This is a genomic window from Provencibacterium massiliense, from assembly GCF_900169495.1.
In the GTDB taxonomy this organism is placed as follows: Bacteria; Bacillota; Clostridia; order Oscillospirales; family Ruminococcaceae; genus Harryflintia; species Harryflintia acetispora.
The window spans coordinates 100,775-116,508 of the sequence record NZ_FWCH01000011.1; the positions used below are offsets into that span (position 1 = coordinate 100,775).

Annotated in this window: 14 protein-coding genes; 6 read left to right on the forward strand and 8 right to left on the reverse strand. The window is 59.5% G+C overall.

Annotated elements, in window-relative coordinates; translation table 11 throughout:
• Positions 1-27: 27 nt before the first annotated feature.
• Entirely contained in the window at positions 28-2,697 is a 2,670-nt protein-coding gene (locus B5477_RS04175; RefSeq protein WP_079698699.1) for a cation-translocating P-type ATPase, read from the forward strand.
• 49 nt (positions 2,698-2,746) lie between these two features.
• Here the strand turns inward: B5477_RS04175 and B5477_RS04180 are convergent, their stop codons facing one another.
• The 6 genes from B5477_RS04180 to B5477_RS04200 all read right to left on the reverse strand — a co-directional run bounded on the left by B5477_RS04180 (position 2,747) and on the right by B5477_RS04200 (position 7,183).
• Positions 2,747-4,732, reverse strand: a complete 1,986-nt coding sequence (locus tag B5477_RS04180; RefSeq protein WP_143533537.1) for a hypothetical protein — start codon at positions 4,730-4,732, stop codon at positions 2,747-2,749.
• 95 nt (positions 4,733-4,827) lie between these two features.
• Complete coding sequence (locus B5477_RS04185) at positions 4,828-5,025, reverse strand: hypothetical protein (RefSeq protein WP_079698560.1); 198 nt, start codon at positions 5,023-5,025, stop codon at positions 4,828-4,830.
• Positions 5,022-5,168 (reverse strand): hypothetical protein, encoded by a 147-nt coding sequence (locus tag B5477_RS15010; protein WP_159448921.1) that lies wholly within the window; start codon positions 5,166-5,168, stop codon positions 5,022-5,024. The genes B5477_RS04185 and B5477_RS15010 overlap by 4 nt, the downstream gene beginning before the upstream one ends.
• 420 nt (positions 5,169-5,588) lie before the next feature.
• The gene (locus B5477_RS04190) at positions 5,589-5,894 is read right to left on the reverse strand and encodes a hypothetical protein (RefSeq protein ID WP_079698561.1); all 306 of its coding nucleotides are present in this window, start codon (positions 5,892-5,894) and stop codon (positions 5,589-5,591) included.
• A 105-nt stretch (positions 5,895-5,999) separates the two neighbouring features.
• Positions 6,000-6,944, reverse strand: a complete 945-nt coding sequence (gene mmuM / locus B5477_RS04195) for a homocysteine S-methyltransferase (RefSeq protein WP_079698562.1) — start codon at positions 6,942-6,944, stop codon at positions 6,000-6,002.
• An 11-nt stretch (positions 6,945-6,955) separates the two neighbouring features.
• Complete coding sequence (locus B5477_RS04200) at positions 6,956-7,183, reverse strand: hypothetical protein (RefSeq protein ID WP_079698563.1); 228 nt, start codon at positions 7,181-7,183, stop codon at positions 6,956-6,958.
• Between the two features lie 248 nt (positions 7,184-7,431).
• Between B5477_RS04200 and B5477_RS04205 the strand changes: the two genes are divergently transcribed.
• From B5477_RS04205 to malQ, 5 genes are all read left to right on the forward strand, one after another.
• Positions 7,432-8,433, forward strand: coding sequence for a LacI family DNA-binding transcriptional regulator (locus B5477_RS04205; RefSeq protein ID WP_079698564.1), 1,002 nt, complete (start codon positions 7,432-7,434; stop codon positions 8,431-8,433).
• 57 nt (positions 8,434-8,490) lie between these two features.
• Positions 8,491-9,900, forward strand: coding sequence for an ABC transporter substrate-binding protein (locus tag B5477_RS04210; protein WP_079698565.1), 1,410 nt, complete (start codon positions 8,491-8,493; stop codon positions 9,898-9,900).
• 227 nt (positions 9,901-10,127) lie between these two features.
• Entirely contained in the window at positions 10,128-10,973 is an 846-nt protein-coding gene (locus B5477_RS04215) for a carbohydrate ABC transporter permease (protein WP_079698566.1), read from the forward strand.
• Positions 10,973-11,809 carry a carbohydrate ABC transporter permease gene (locus B5477_RS04220; RefSeq protein ID WP_079698567.1) on the forward strand — a complete coding sequence of 279 codons (837 nt, stop codon included), beginning with the start codon at positions 10,973-10,975 and terminating at the stop codon, positions 11,807-11,809. The genes B5477_RS04215 and B5477_RS04220 overlap by 1 nt, the downstream gene beginning before the upstream one ends.
• A gap of 40 nt (positions 11,810-11,849) precedes the next feature.
• Positions 11,850-13,334, forward strand: a complete 1,485-nt coding sequence (gene malQ / locus B5477_RS04225; protein ID WP_079698568.1) for a 4-alpha-glucanotransferase — start codon at positions 11,850-11,852, stop codon at positions 13,332-13,334.
• 80 nt (positions 13,335-13,414) lie between these two features.
• Here malQ and B5477_RS04230 read toward each other — a convergent pair whose 3' ends face one another.
• The gene (locus B5477_RS04230; RefSeq protein WP_079698569.1) at positions 13,415-14,311 is read right to left on the reverse strand and encodes an AbiJ-NTD4 domain-containing protein; all 897 of its coding nucleotides are present in this window, start codon (positions 14,309-14,311) and stop codon (positions 13,415-13,417) included.
• Between the two features lie 24 nt (positions 14,312-14,335).
• Positions 14,336-15,679 carry an MATE family efflux transporter gene (locus B5477_RS04235; RefSeq protein ID WP_242942118.1) on the reverse strand — a complete coding sequence of 448 codons (1,344 nt, stop codon included), beginning with the start codon at positions 15,677-15,679 and terminating at the stop codon, positions 14,336-14,338.
• Positions 15,680-15,734 lie beyond the last annotated feature (55 nt).

Here is a 15,734-nt window from a genome sequence, read left to right on the forward strand (position 1 = left end):
ACCCACATCAAAAAGGAGCTGCTGAACTTGTACGAATCCAAATCGGCCCAATCGGTCTGCCAGGAGCTGTCCGTCGACCCGCGTCAGGGACTTTCCGAGCAGGAGGCGCAAAGGCGCCTTCAGGAAAACGGCCCCAACGAGCTGCGGGAGAAAAAACAGAAGAGCCGGGTGCAGATGTTCCTCTCCCAGCTGCGCGACCCGATGATCTACATCCTCTTTGCCGCCGCGGCCATCTCGATCTTCCTGCGCGAATGGAGCGACGCACTGATCATTCTGATGGTGGTGCTGCTCAACGCCGTGATCGGCATGACCCAGGAGTCCAAGGCGCAGCAGGCGCTCGAGGCGCTTAAAAAGATGTCGAGCCCGCAGGCTCTGGTGCGCCGGGACGGGAAGCTCTGCGAGGTGCCTGCCGCCGGGCTGGCGGTGGGCGACGTGGTGCTGCTCGAGGCCGGACGGGTGGTGCCGGCCGACCTGCGGCTGCTGGAAAGCATGAGCCTAAAGGTCGAGGAGTCCGCCCTCACCGGCGAGAGCGTTCCGGCCGAGAAGGACGCCTCCTTTGTCGCCGCTGGCAAGACGGCGCTGGGGGACCGGGCCAACATGGCCTATTCCTCCACCAGCGTCACCTACGGGCGGGGCGAAGGGGTGGTCGTCGCCACCGGGATGAACACCGAAATGGGGCGGATCGCCTCGCTGCTCGAGGGGCAGAAGGACGAGATGACCCCGCTGCAGCGCCGCCTGGCCGACCTCGGACGGCTGCTGGGGATCCTGGCGGTGGTCATCTGTGTGCTGATGTTTGGGATCGCTCTGATCCAGCGCCGGGACATCCCGGAGATGCTGCTCACCGCCATCTCGCTGGCGGTCGCCGCCATCCCCGAGGGGCTGCCCGCGGTGGTCACCATCGTATTGGCGCTGGGGGTCCAGCGCATGGTCAAGGTCAACACCATTGTGCGCCGGCTCCCCTCGGTCGAGACGCTGGGCGCGGTCAGCGTGGTCTGCTCGGATAAGACCGGCACCCTCACCCAGAACCGGATGACCGTCAAAAGCTGCTACCTCGACGGGGAGCTGCGCGCCGCCACGGAGCTCGACGATAAGCGGGACCGCCGCTTCCTCGAAGGGTTCATCCTCTGCAACGACGCCTCGCTGGAGGGTCAAAACCGCTTGGGCGACCCGACCGAGCTGGCGCTGCTGGACATGGGCGCGCGCTACTCCCTCACCCGCGAGGGGCTGCAGCGGGAGCTGCCGAGGATCAACGAGCGCGCCTTCGACTCCGAGCGCAAGATGATGACCACCGTCCACCGCACCCCGGGGGGCTCGGTGCGCGCCTATACCAAGGGCGGGATGGACCTGCTGCTCGCGCGCTGTGACCGGATCAGCGAGCGGGGGGAAACCCGTCCGATCACGGAGCAGGACCGCGGGCGAATCGCCGGCGCGGCCGCGCAGATGGCCCGGCAGGCGCTGCGCGTGCTCGCCCTGGCCGAGCGGGAGGGGGACGAGAGCGCCAGCGAGGAAAACCTCACCTTCCTGGGGCTGTGCGGGATGATCGACCCGGCGCGGCCCGAGGCGCGGGACGCGGTGCAGGTGTTCAGGGAGGCGGGGATCACCACCGTCATGATCACCGGGGACCACCGGGACACCGCGCTGGCCATCGCCAAGGACCTCGGGATCGCCGAGCGCGAAGAGCAATGCATGAGCGGTGACGAGCTCGACGAACTGCCCCAGGAGGAGCTGAACCGGCGTATTGGCGGGCTGCGCCTCTTTGCGCGGGTCTCGCCCGAGCACAAGGTGCGTATCGTCAAGGCCTTTCAGTCTCAAGGGCAGATCGTCTCAATGACCGGGGACGGGGTCAACGACGCGCCCTCCTTAAAAGCCGCCGACATCGGTGTGGCGATGGGGATCACCGGCACCGATGTGGCGAAGGGCGCCGCCGACATGGTGCTCACCGACGACAACTTCGCCACCATCGAGCGGGCGGTGGAGGAAGGGCGGGGGATCTATCAGAACATCAAAAAGTCGGTGCTCTTCCTGCTCTCCTCCAACTTCGGCGAGGTGATCGCCATGTTCTGCGCCATCGCGGCGGGACTGGCCGCCCCCCTGCGGGCGATCCACATCCTTTGGGTCAACCTGATCACCGACAGCCTGCCGGGGCTCGCCCTCGGCGTGGACAGCAAGGATAAGGACATCATGAAGGACCCGCCCCGCGACCCCAAGGAGAGCTTGTTTGCCCACGGTGGGCTGGCGCTGACCCTGTTTTATGGGGTGGTGATCGCTGCCATGACCCTAGGTGCCTTCCTCTATTCCCCCATCCGGCACCTGATGGGAGCCGGAATGCCGGTCTCCTTTGCCGGGATCCGCGACATGCTGCTGCAGCCGGACATCCTGCTGCATGCTCAAACTTATGCCTTTGTGACTCTGGGCACCTCGCAGCTCTTCCATGCGGTTGGGATGCGAAACACCTCCCGTTCGGTCTTTCGGATGAACCATCTGGAAAACAAGACCATGCTGCTGGCCTTTGCGGTGGGTTTCGTTTTGCAGATCGCCGTGACCGAGGTGCCGCTTCTGAGCTCCCTCTTCGGCACCGCGCAGCTGAGCCTTACGGAATGGGTGGACCTGGTGCTGCTTTCGCTGCTGCCGCTGGTGTTCCACGAGCTGATCGTGCTGGCGAAATGGATTGGGGGAAAGGCCAAAAAGGGCAGTTAAAAACAGAAAGCAACAGGACGGGGAAACCCGTCCTGTTGCTTTAGGGCCGCTAATACAAATGATCTTTAAAAATGACGGACATCCATTCTATGGCCGGGCGAAGCAGGCGGTATTTTGGATTGTCGGCCAGGCGCTGCAATTTGGTATGAATATCGGCGGTGGGCGGTGCGACACCTGCTAAGAATTGATCGAGGCGCTCGGAAAATAGCTCAGGATGATTTGGGTATCTGTCCTGAAAGATCTGTTTTAGATATAGAATATCGTCTTGATCAAACTCCGACTGTTTTAGATAGAGATCGGCTTTCACGCCGCCATCGAGCGGATAGGACTTATAAAACACGAACCTTTTTCGGACGGGGGAAGATTCCCGGGACATCTCCTCTGCCAAAACCCCGATTACCTGTTGGTCCTGGGGACGCAGATGGTGCTGGGCGGGGCTTGCGACAAGCACGATGGAGGATGTGAAAAATTGCGTTGGAAAGCCGTCTCTGAGATCGACGTGATTGCTTTTTTCCAAGGTGTATGGATAATTCATCTGATCGGGCAGGGAGGCTTGCCGGATGATATCGTCGTTGAGGATTTCGGAGCTGGCCAGTACATAGATGGACCTGCCGTCTTGGGACAATTGCTGCAGCTCGTCGACCATCTGCCGGATAACTGATATATCGCCTCGCACCCTTGGATGGTAGCGCTCCTGAGTAAATAAAGGCGTTTGAGGCAGTGGGAAAAAGCATGCTGCAAAATTGACCGCAAGCAGAGTGGCCAAACCTATGCCGGCTAAGGAAACAATTTTGTGGGATGAACCGGTATGGGTCAGCAGAGAGAGGGACAGTCCGCATAAAAACATCATCTGCAGGGCCAATATATAATAATGGTGGACGCCCATCTGCTGGACGAAACCAAACAGGAGGAAGGATACCGCAATATGCACCAGTGGGACAATCAGGGACTCTCTCGCCTTGGGATAAACCAAAAGCAAGCCGATGGGAAGCACGACGGCGCAGAGCAGGCCGCTGGCCCCGATAAAGGAGAAGTATTCTTTCATCGAGGCTCCGAAGCTGGCGGCGGCATAGGCTGAATAAGCCTCCCCGTAGGAGACAAAGACAGACCGATAGACGAAGACTGGAAAGCAGATCAGCAGAACAGAGGCGCAGGCCGTTCCTGCCAGAGCGGCATTTTTGACAAATCCGCCGGCAAACGCCCTTTTGTCTTGCTCCTTTAAAAGCTGAAAACAGAATATGAGCAGCCAGGCAAACAGAAACCCCAACGCCCAATAGGCAAAGTACCTGCGTAAGAGGACTGTCTCAAGCAACAGCAGAGCGGTTGCGATACAGCGTTTTTTATCAAGGGCGCGATAATCCCAGCCAATTTGCAGAGAAAGGCAGCTGACTGCGCTCAGCAGGCAGATGGAGTCAATATAACCGTACAAGGCGGGCAGATACAAAATAGGGAAGAGCAGACAGATCCCCAATATGGCCGGGAAGGGCAGTGCCCTTATGTTTAACCGTAAGGCCGCCTTTCGCACCAGGGCTGCCATCAGAACGCAGGTGGGAAGGATGAACATGGAAAAGATCAACATCACATAACTGGTGAAGCTGCTGCCAGACAGCCGAAGCGGCAGGGCCATTATGGTTGCGGGGAACAGGTTGTATTCCTCCAGATTGGCGGAAACAATTAAATACAAGAAGCTTTGAACGGGATAGAGCAGGAACCGCTTCATTTGGAGCAGGGATTTCTGCCAATAGCCCGCATAGTCCCAGTAATAAATAAAGTGCTCCTGGCGGACCTGGAAATAGACGAAGAACAGTACGGCGATAAGCAGAATCAAAGAAATGACCTTTTCTTTGACCGTCAGCTTTTTGATTATCTGCGCCGTGCCGGAAATCCTTGCTGCCCACACCGCCAGGCCATAGAAAACCGCGAGCGCCCCCAACAGCAGAACAATACCAAGCAGGGCAGGCGCCGCAACGGCAAGAATTGCGCCCAGGGCGGCGGCCGCCAATATCCATTTTAAAATATAGCCGTTCTTTTTCATCATACACCCGCCTTGTTTGCTTCTTTCCTTATTATAACATCTTGGGTAGAAAAAAGCAGCCGTCACGATGGCGGCTGCAAGTTTATGAAGGAGTCCTATTTTTTCTTTCCCTTGTGTTTGTGCTTTTGCTTTTCTGCATAAGCCTTCATCTCCTCGAAGGAGTGGAAGCGGCTCTGGTTTTGCAGCACCGCCTGGCGGATTTCCTTCGGCAGCCCGTCGAAATATCCGGCTTGGGACACGTCGGCAAATCCGAAGGAAAAATAATCTCCCAGCCCGCTGTAAATTTCGTTCATTGCGACTGTTCCCCCTCTTTTCGTTGCTCGTAGGCGACGAGGACGATCGGCCGGTTACAGTCCCGGCTCAGCTGCATCTCGAGCAGGTCCAGCTCTTCCTTCGTCTCCCGGCTGAGGTCGGCAAATTGATAATCCCGCGTCATAATTGCAACCGTTCCTTTCTCGGGAATTTGCGTATGCACAAATTCCATTCTGCCGTAAAATGCGACAAAGGGGCGCACCTGCTTTCTTCAGGGCGGGGATTGGCGTTGCGCCCCTCTCAAAGTATTGAAAGCTTTGCTTTCAATACTTCAATATGGGTGCCCTCGGAAAGAGCGCACCTGCTTTCTTCAGGGTGGGGATTGGCGTTGCGCCCCTCCCAAAGTATTGAAAGCTTTGCTTTCAATACTTTAATATGGGTGCCCTCGGAAAAGCCCCGTCTTTATTCTTTACAGACGGGTCGCGTTCATGTCAGGAATTTGGCGGCAAAATAAAAGGCAGCACATGATTAAAACCACCGGACATGCCGGTGGTTTTGATTGCAAAAAAATGGAGGACGGAATATCCGTCCTCCACGTTGCTTTTTACCGGCAGTAGCCGCCGTGATGACCGCCCCCGTGATGTCCCCTGCCTTGGGCAAAGCCCTGCGCATGTCCGGCGCAGACCCCGTTGTTTACACAGGTTTTCGAGCCGTTGCAGGCGCTGTTGCAGCCTTCATAGCCCAGACAGTCGCCGCTGCCCAGACAGCTCCCGTCGCAGACCCCGTTCACCATGCAGGCGCCCGTACCGCCGCATGCCATTGCCGCGGCCTCATGATGATGCGCGGCGACAGGGATCGAAGATGCAAGAATCGCCGCAATCATCATGGCGGATACAATCAATTTTTTCATAGAAGCAATTTCCCCCACAGTCGTTGTGTTACAGTTACCGTCTCATTATAACAGGGCCCGGAGAGAACGGCAAGGGATATACAGGGTATAATTGTAAATATTTAGTTAATTCCCCTCGCCCCTGGCCCAACGGGCCACCGCCGCGATGTCCTCGGGGGTGGTTCGGCAGCAGCCGCCGATGATGCGCGCCCCGCACGCGCGCCACTCTTTGGCGCGCGCGGCGAAATCCTCTGCGCTGGCGCAGCCGCGCCAGGTTTTGGTGACGGGGTCGTATTCCTCGCCCGAATTTGGGTAAACTGCAATCGGCTTGCCGCTCTCGGCGCGCACCTTGGAAATCAGGGAGGGCACAAAATCGGGCGGGGTGCAATTGATCCCGATGGCGCCGAGCTGCCCGCAGCCGTCGAGGAACTTGGCGCACTCGCCGATCGGGGTCCCCTCGCAGATGGTGTCGCCGCTGTTGCAGCTGAAGCTGATCCAGTAGCAGGCATTCGGAAACTCCTCCATCAGGTGTACGATCGCTTTCGCCTCGAGCAGCGAGGGGATGGTCTCAAAGGCGAGGATGTCTGCGCCTGCGTCGAGCAGCAGTGCGGTCCGCTCGCGGTGGAAGTCAACGAGCTGAGCTTCGCTCATTTGGTAGTTGCCGCGGTATTCGCTGCCGTCCGCGAGGTAGGCCCCGTAGGGGCCGATGGCCGCCACGATCAGCGGCTGCGGGCGCGACGGGGACAGGGAATGGTCCGCCAGAAACCGCTCGCGGGCCTTTTGAGCCAGCGTCACCGAATTGCGGATCAGCTGCCGGGCCTGTTCGGGGGAGCAGCCGCGTTTTATGAAGCCCTCGATTGTCGCCTGATAGCTCGCGGTCATGGCACAGTCGGCGCCGGCGACGAAGTAGTCGTAGTGCACCCCCTCGATGGCGGCGGGGTTCTCGATGAGCACCTTGGCCGACCAGAGCGCATCCTTGATGTCGGCCCCACGGCGTTCGAGTTCGGTGGCCATCGCCCCGTCGAGAATCAGCAGGTCGTGCGCGGCCAGTACCTTTTGGATCAGGTCCATCTTTTTTCCTCCTAGTCGTCCGTTAATTTGTCGCTTGCAAGGGTCACAATGCGGAAAAAGAGCGCCAGATAGGAGAGGATGAAAGCCGCCCACACCAGGGGCAGGAACTTTCGCCCGCCTTCCTTTGCGTGCATGCCCACCAGCACCCCGAAGGAGAGCAGGGTGGATTTGAAGAGTGCGATGTCCCAGACGGTGAAGCGGCGAAAACGCGCCGTGAGCCAGTCGATCAGTCTCAGCATAGGTGGCAGCTCCTTTCATGTTTCTGGGGCTATTATACCACAGTATTCATGTTTTTGGACGACTCCAAAGGAGAAGACGAAAAAATTTATAGGGCAAAATAAATAAATTACAAAAAGAAATTGATAGAAATACGACAAATCCGATGAGAAACTCTTGCATCTCATGCGAAAATACGCTATACTACAAACAGAAACCGGAAACGTTTCCAGTAACGTTTCCGAGAACGTTGCCGGAAGGAGCGCCGCGCATGACCATCAAGGACATTGCCAAGGAATCCGGATATGCGGTGAGCACCGTGTCCCGGGCGCTGAACAACCATCCCGACGTGAGCGCCGAGGCCAAGGAGCGTATCGCCCAGGTTGTGGCAAGGTACGGCTTCGTGCCAAACTCCAACGCCCGGCAATTGAAGCAGCAGCAGAGCAGCAACATCGTGTTGATCGTCAAGGGGATCAGCAACCTCTTCTTCTCCGGGATCGTCGAGCAGATGCAAAACCTCATCAGCTCGAACGGCTACAGCGCGGTGGTCCACTATCTGAGCGAGGAGGCGGACGAGGTGCTGGTCGCCGGGCAGCTCTGCCGGGAGCATAAGCCGCTGGGTCTGCTCTTCCTGGGCGGCAACGCCGAAAACTTTGAGCGGCGCTTCGGACAGATCGAGACGCCGAGCGTGCTGGTGACCGCGCCGGGGAAGAATCTTGACTTCCCGAATCTTTCGAGCGTGGGGATCGACGACGTGGCCGCGGGGCGGGAAGCGGTGGACTATCTTTTTGCCAAAGGACATCAAAAAATCGGGATCATCGGCGGGCGGCTGTGCCGCTCCCAGATCAGCCAGCTGCGCTTTGAGGGCTGCCGGCAAAGCTTTTTGAATCACGGGCAGGAACTGCGGGAAGAATACTTCCAGATAGCCAGCTTCAGCTATGCGGGTGGTTATCGGGCCATGCAGGAGCTCATGCTGCGCTGCCCCGCGATAAGCGCGGTCTTTTGCATGAGCGACATCATGGCTGTGGGCGCCATCCGGGCGGCGCAGGACGCGGGCAAGCGGGTGCCGCAGGACGTCTCGGTGATCGGCTTCGACGGGATCGAGCTCGGTCGGTATTTCTGCCCGAGGCTGGCGACCATCCAGCAGCCGCAGGGGGAGCTCGCGCAGATCAGCGTGGAGCTGCTCGTCTCCCACATCGAAAAGAATACCCCCGTGCGTGCGGTGCCGGTCCAGGTGCGGCTGCTCGAAGGGGAGTCGGTGCGGGCGCTTTGACATGTTGAGCCGGCCGGATAATTTCCGGCCTGTGATAAATGAATAGGAGGAACCACTATGAAAAAGATAAACAAGGTATTGGCATTGACGCTGTCCATGCTGATTGCCGCCACCACCATGACCGCCTGCACGAGCGGCAAGGGCGGGGCTTCGGGCTCCGAGCCCGGGAGCGAGCCGGGCTCGTCCGCCTCCGAGGAGAGCACGCCCACAGGAAAGGGCGGGGAAATCTATTTTCTCAACTTCAAGCCCGAGATCGCCGAGGTCTATGACGCGATCGCCAAGGATTACGAGGCCGAGACCGGCGTGAAGCTCAACGTGGTCACCGCGGCCAGCGGCACCTATGAGCAGACGCTCAAGAGCGAGATCGCCAAGAAGGACGCGCCCGTCCTCTTCCAGATCAACGGCCCCAAGGGCTACGCCGTCTGGAAGGATTACTGCAAGGACCTCAAGGACACCGAGCTGTACCAGCATCTGACCGATAAGAGCATGGCCATCCAAAGCGGCGGCGGGGTGTACGGCATCCCCTACGTGGTCGAGGGCTACGGGATCATCTACAACAACGCCATTATGCAGAAGTATTTTGCCCTCGACGGCGCGAAGGCCAAGTCGGTGGACGAGATCAACAACTTCACCAAGCTTAAAGAGGTCGTCGAGGACATGACCGCCCGCAAAGCGGAGCTTGGGATCGAGGGCGTCTTCGCCTCCACCTCCCTGACCCCCGGCGAGGACTGGCGCTGGCAGACCCATCTGGCCAACCTGCCCATGCACTACGAGTGGAAGAACGGCAACGTCGACCTGACCAGCGATGCCACCAAGGAAATCACCTTCGAGTACGCCGACAACTTCAAGAGCATTTTTGATTTGTATATCAACAACTCCACCGTGGCCCCCGGGCTGCTGGGCAGCAAATCGGTCGACGATTCGATGGCCGAGTTCGCGCTGGGCAAGGCGGCCATGGTCCAGAACGGCAACTGGGCCTGGAGCCAGATCAGCGGCGTGCAGGGCAACACCGTCAAGGAAGAGGACATCAAATTCATGCCCATCTACATCGGCATGGAGGGTGAAGAGAACCAGGGGCTGTGCATCGGGACCGAGAACTTCTTCGCCATCAACGCGAAGGCCGATCCCGCGCAGCAAAAGCTGGCCGAGGACTACCTCTACTGGCTCTACTCCAGCGACAAGGGCAAGGATTATGTGACCAATCAGCTGGGCTTCATCGCCCCGTTCGACACCTTCACCGACGACGAGAAGCCGGCCGACCCGCTGGCAAGAGAAGTGCTGGACTGGATGGGCAAGGACGGGATCAACACCGTGACCTGGGACTTCCTCGTCTTCCCGAACCAGACCTTTAAGGACGAATTCGGCGCCGCGCTGCTCGAGTACGCGCAGGGTACCAAGACCTTCGACGAGGTGAAGCAGATCGTCGTCGAGAGCTGGAAGACCGAGAGCGCCGGCAACAACGCTTAAGACAAATTTGACCGCACTTCCCCCGGGACGCCAAGCGTCCCGGGAGGAGGCCGCGGGCAATCATAGTGAGTGACGTTTATCATTCGCTCACTATTTTTGTGGCCCGGCTCCCGGCCGGACCACAAAAATAGTGACAGGCCATTCCCCCTCCTGCTGCGCGGGCGGGGTGACGATGACAGGATAAATTGCAGAGCCGGGCGCAGCGGCGGAAGGGAGTTACCATTGCCATGCAGAAGACCTTGAAAAAGTATTTTGCGATTTTTGCCTTGCCGACGCTTATCGCTTTCGCATTGGCCTTTCTCATCCCGTTTTTGATGGGGATCTATCTCTCGTTTACCGAGTTTACCACCGTGGTGGACGCCAAGTGGGTAGGGCTCCGAAATTATATCGAGGTGTTTACCCAAAACCAGGATTTCTTAAACGCACTCTGGTTCACCGTGCGCTTCACCGTGGTCTCGATCGTGACCATCAACGTGCTGTCCTTCGCGCTGGCCATGCTGCTGACAAAGGGGATCAGGGGGACCAACCTCTACCGCACCGTCTTCTTTATGCCCAACCTGATCGGCGGGATCGTGCTCGGCTACATCTGGCAGCTGATCATCAACGGCGTGCTCTACAGCTTCGGCGTGACCATCACAGCAAAGCCCGAGTACGGCTTCTGGGGACTGGTCATCCTAATGAACTGGCAGCTGATCGGGTATATGATGATCATCTATATCGCGGGGATCCTCAACATCCCGCCCGACATGATCGAGGCCGCCGGGATCGACGGGGCCTCCTCCTTCCAGATCCTGCGCAAGATCACCATCCCGCTGGTCATGCCCTCGGTCACCATCTGCACCTTTTTGACCCTGACCAATTCCTTCAAGCTGTTCGACCAGAACCTCGCCCTGACCGCCGGCGCGCCCTCCAAGCAGACGGCCATGCTGGCGCTGGACATCTATAACACCTTCTACGGCCGCGCCGGGTCGGAGGGCGTCGGCCAGGCCAAGGCGGTGCTCTTCTTCATCATGGTGGCCGCCATCGCGCTCACCCAGCTCTATCTCACCAGAAGCAAGGAGGTTGAAAACTGATGAACGATAGGAAAAAAAGCGGCGGCCTCCTGCTCAGCGTCTTGCTGGGGCTGCTGGCGCTGCTCTTCCTCCTGCCGATTTTGGTCATCTTCATGAACTCCTTTAAGGGCCGCTTCTTCATCGCGGACGCGCCCTTCGCCCTGCCGAGCGCCGAGACCTTCGCCGGGGTGCAGAACTATATTAACGGCGTGCAGAAGACCGGGTTTATCAGCGCGTTCGGCTATTCGGTCTATATCACCGTGGGGTCGGTGGCCGTGATCGTCCTGTTCACCGCCATGACCGCCTGGTTCATCACCCGGGTGAAGAATAAGTTCACCAGCCTGATGTACTATCTCTTCGTCTTTTCGATGATCGTCCCCTTCCAGATGGTCATGTTCACCATGTCCAAGATGGCCAACGTCCTGAGCCTCGACAATCCCACCGGGCTGATCATCATTTATCTCGGCTTCGGCGCGGGGCTGTCGGTCTTCATGTACTGCGGCTTCGTCAAGTCGATCCCGCTGGAGATCGAGGAGGCGGCCACCATCGACGGCTGCGGCCCGGTCACCCTGTTTTTTAAGGTCGTTTTCCCGATCCTGCAGCCCACCGCCATCACGGTGGCGATCCTGAACGCCATGTGGATCTGGAACGACTACCTCCTGCCCGACCTGGTCATCGGCCGGCAGTATAAGACGCTGCCGATTGCGGTGCAGTACCTCAAGGGCGGCTACGGCTCCAAGGATATGGGCGCGATGATGGCCATGCTGGTGCTGACCATCCTGCCGATCATCGTCTTTTACCTGTTCTGCCAGAAATATATCATCCGCGGCGTGGTGGCGGGCGCCGTGAAGGGATGAGCCCCTACCGTGAGGGGTCGCCCTGCCGGGAGGGAGCCTGATGCGCGCGAGCGGGATTCTGCTGGCGCTGAGCTCCCTGCCCTCCCCCTATGGGGTCGGCACGCTCGGGCGGCAGGCGTATGAATTTATCGACTTTTTAAGGCGCGCCGGGCAGCGCTTTTGGCAGATCCTGCCCATCGGGCCGACCGGCTACGGCGACAGCCCCTATCAGAGCTTTTCCGCCTTCGCGGCCAATCCCTATCTGATCGACCTCGATCTGCTGATCGGGGAGGGGCTGCTCAGGCGGGAGGAAGCCGTCGGGGCCTTCTTCGGGGACGACCCGCAGCGGGTGGATTACGGCGCGCTCTACGCGAACCGGCTGTCGGTGCTGCGCTGCGCCGTCGCAAGGCTCGGCTATGAGGAACCGGGCTTTTGCGCCTTCCGCCAAGAAAACGGCTGGTGGCTCGACGACTACGCCCTCTTCATGGCGCTCAAAGCGGCGCATGGGATGGTCTCTTTCCAGGAGTGGCCGGACCGGCTGCGCCGCCGGGAGGAGGACGCCCTGATAAAGGCGCGACGGGAATATGGGGAGGACGTCCGCTTCTGGGAGGCGGTGCAGTACCTCTTCTACCGCCAGTGGGAGGCGCTAAAAGCCTACGCCAATCAAAACGGGGTGGAGATCATCGGGGATATCCCGATCTATGTCTCGCCCGACTCGTCCGATCTGTGGGCGGACCCCGAGCTCTTCCAGGTGGGGGAGGACGGGCGGCTGCGCGAGGTGGCGGGCTGCCCGCCGGACGCCTTTTCCAAGGACGGGCAGCTCTGGGGCAATCCGCTCTACGACTGGGATTACCACAAGGGCACCGGCTACCACTGGTGGATCCGCCGCCTGCGGCACGCCTCGCGGGTGTACGACGTGGTGCGGATCGATCATTTCCGCGGCTTCGAGAGCTATTATTCCATCCCGGCCGGGGAGGAAACAGCGATCCCCGGACACTGGCGGCCGGGGCCGGGACTCGATTTTATCGGGGCTTTGAGACGCCAGCTGCCTGGGGTGCGGATCATTGCCGAGGACCTCGGATACCTGACCGATGAGGTGCGTCGCCTGCTTTTGGAGAGCGGCTTTCCGGGGATGAAGGTGCTGCAATTCGCCTTCGACTCGCGGGAGAGCGGGGACTATCTGCCGCATGGCTACCGCCGAAACGCCGTTTGCTACACCGGCACCCACGACAACACCACCACCGTCGACTGGGAGCATAGCGCCCCGCCCGCCGACGTGGCCTACGCGAGGGAATACCTGGGGGTAGCGCCGGGGGGCGGCCTCTGCGCCGGATTTATCCGCGCGGCGCTCTCGAGCGTCTGCGACACCTGCGTGATCCCCATGCAGGACTGGCTGCACTTGGGCGGCGAGGCGAGGATGAACACGCCCAGCACCCTGGGAGGGAATTGGGTCTGGCGGATGGAGCGGGAGGCGATGAGCGGTGAGCTGGCCGATTCCATCGCACATCTCACCAGGCTCTATGGACGTGAAAACAAAGGGAATTAATAAACGGGTGCCGCAATTGCGGCACCCGTTTTGGGCGTCATCTGTTTTTGGATTGCGCTGATCAGGTCCACTGTTTCGGATCAGCAAAACAGACCGGATTTGTCGGCCTTGACGATCAGATAGCTGACAAAGGCCGAGCAGGACGCCAGCATATACAAAGCGTCCTCAAAGGCGAGGTCGGGCTCGTCCATCATGGCGTGGCGGATTCCGTCGCCGTCCGAGGTGTAGCCGTAGAGCTTCTCGAAGCCGCTCGCGAGCGAGGGGTGCAGCGGGACGGTTCCCTTCTTTTGGATCAGCTTGAGCGCCCCGCCGAGCGACGCACAGCTGTCCCCCGCGATCAGGGCGCAGAGCGCCTCGACCGCCGAGATGGATTCCTTGATCGAGTTGCGCCAGTCGGGGCGCTCCCGGTCGGACATCAGCCGCAGGGCCGCTTCCAGGTGGGCGCGCGCCCCGCCGAAGCGGTCCCCTGTCTGCTGCAGCGCCGCCTCGACCGCCTGCAATGAAGCGCTGTCGGTGATGGGGGTGATCAGTCCGCCGACCATCCGGTAGCCGGCGCGGTTCTGCTCAAGGATCTCATTGAGCGCCCCGGTAAAGTCTTCGATCTCCGCCGGGTCCTCGAGCTCTCCAAAAATAAACTCGATCAGGTCGTACACCCGGTACCACTCGGCTTTGTCGTACCAGTCGCGTACGGCCTGCTTAAAGGCCCAAACCGTTCGGGGAATGCGGTCGAGGCCCTGATGGAAGAAATCCTTCCAAAGGGATTGCGCGAGATCAAAACCATCGACACGGTCAATTGCAACGTTTCTATCGTATAAATAGCGATGGTCGTAGGGCTTATAATAAATGAAATTGAAATAATACTCGAGCAGCAGGTTCCAAAGATCGCTGCGCAGCACCCGGTCCATCGACTCGGTTTGCAGCTCAATGGGCACCGGCGTGTAGCCGGCGCGCTGGGAAAAGGAAAGCGGCGTTGCCATGAGGTTCGTCTCCTTTTATGTCGGTCAGAGCGTGACGTCCTTGAGCCAGCGGAAACGCAGGATCCGGATGGTGGAAACCAGCACCTTGAGTGGCTCGTCGGCCTTGAGAAAGATATAGACGACCGGCGCGGACCAGTGTAAGCCCAGACCGGTGATGAAGCCCAGCGGGATGGCCACCAGCCAGAGGAAGGCGACGTCCGCGATGAAAACGAATTTGGCGTCCCCGCCCGCGCGCAGGATCCCGACCATCCCGACGTTCGAGAGGGACATGAAAAAGGTCATGATCCCGCCCACGATGACCAGGGCGTTGTATATCTGCACCGTGTCTGCGGAGAGATGGTCGTAAAACGAGCGCATCAGAGGCCCCAGCGCGATGGTCAGGAAACAGGAGAAGACCCCCAGGATCCCCGCCAACACGTAGAGGGTGACCGAACGCTCCTTGGCAAGCTCGTAATCCCCCGCGCCGATGGTATTCCCCACCAAGGTGAGCGCGGCGTTGCCCGCGCCGAAGATCATCACCGAGACGAACTGGTTGAGCACCGAGAAGATGCTGTTGGCCGCCACAAAGCTGGTCCCCATCCGCCCGATGACCACCGAAACCATCGCCGAGCCGAGCCCCCAGGTCAGCTCGTTGCCGATGACCGGGATGGAGAGGGAGACGTATTTTTGATAGAGCATGCGGTTGTTGGGCAGCAGGTCCCGCAGGGAGAACTGGATTTGGTCCTCCTTAAAGAGGATGAACCCGACGGCGATGGCGAACTCGAACACCCGCGCGATCGCCGTGGCGATGGCGCCGCCCTGCACCCCCAGCGCGGGCGCGCCGAGCTTGCCGAAGATCAGCACATAGTTTAAGAAGGTGTTGACCACCAGCGAGACCGAATAGACCACGATCGAAATGTTCACCGTCCCCACCGAGCGCAGCATCATGATGGTGATGTTGGCCAGCGCGTAGAGCGGGTAGGAGAAGCCGATGATGCGCAGGTATTGGATCCCGTATTCGATCACCGCCTCCTCGGTGGTAAAGACCGACATGAACTGCCGCGGCAGGAAGATGGCGATGGCCGAAAAGATCAGCGCGCTGCCCAGGCACACCTTGTAGGTGAGCGCCATCACCCGGCGGATCACCTCGACGTCCCGCTTGCCCCAGTACTGGGCAATCAGCACGTTGGCGCCCCCCGACACGCCGAAGTTGACCGACATGAGCAGAAACCAAAGCTGGTTGGCGATCGAGGTGGCGCTCAGCTGCACCTCGCCGAGCTGGCCGATCATGATGGTGTCCATCATCGAGACCATGACGGTGATCAGGTTCTGCAGCGCAATGGGCACCGCGATCATCAATAATGATTTGTAAAACGGTTTGTCTCTCACAAATAACTTCATAAAGGACCTCTGCAATTCTTCTGGTAAAAGATTTTGACAACTG

Bases quoted from the DNA above. Each gene is read 5' to 3' on its own strand.
- B5477_RS04210 (WP_079698565.1), top strand. From the start codon at position 8,491: ATGAAAAAGATAAACAAGGTATTGGCATTGACGCTGTCCATGCTGATT.
- malQ (WP_079698568.1), top strand. From the start codon at position 11,850: ATGCGCGCGAGCGGGATTCTGCTGGCGCTGAGCTCCCTGCCCTCCCCC.
- B5477_RS04220 (WP_079698567.1), top strand. From the start codon at position 10,973: ATGAACGATAGGAAAAAAAGCGGCGGCCTCCTGCTCAGCGTCTTGCTG.
- B5477_RS04185 (WP_079698560.1), bottom strand. From the start codon at position 5,025: ATGAACGAAATTTACAGCGGGCTGGGAGATTATTTTTCCTTCGGATTT.
- B5477_RS04215 (WP_079698566.1), top strand. From the start codon at position 10,128: ATGCAGAAGACCTTGAAAAAGTATTTTGCGATTTTTGCCTTGCCGACG.
- B5477_RS15010 (WP_159448921.1), bottom strand. From the start codon at position 5,168: ATGACGCGGGATTATCAATTTGCCGACCTCAGCCGGGAGACGAAGGAA.
- mmuM (WP_079698562.1), bottom strand. From the start codon at position 6,944: ATGGACCTGATCCAAAAGGTACTGGCCGCGCACGACCTGCTGATTCTC.
- B5477_RS04205 (WP_079698564.1), top strand. From the start codon at position 7,432: ATGACCATCAAGGACATTGCCAAGGAATCCGGATATGCGGTGAGCACC.
- B5477_RS04190 (WP_079698561.1), bottom strand. From the start codon at position 5,894: ATGAAAAAATTGATTGTATCCGCCATGATGATTGCGGCGATTCTTGCA.
- B5477_RS04180 (WP_143533537.1), bottom strand. From the start codon at position 4,732: ATGAAAAAGAACGGCTATATTTTAAAATGGATATTGGCGGCCGCCGCC.
- B5477_RS04200 (WP_079698563.1), bottom strand. From the start codon at position 7,183: ATGCTGAGACTGATCGACTGGCTCACGGCGCGTTTTCGCCGCTTCACC.
- B5477_RS04230 (WP_079698569.1), bottom strand. From the start codon at position 14,311: ATGGCAACGCCGCTTTCCTTTTCCCAGCGCGCCGGCTACACGCCGGTG.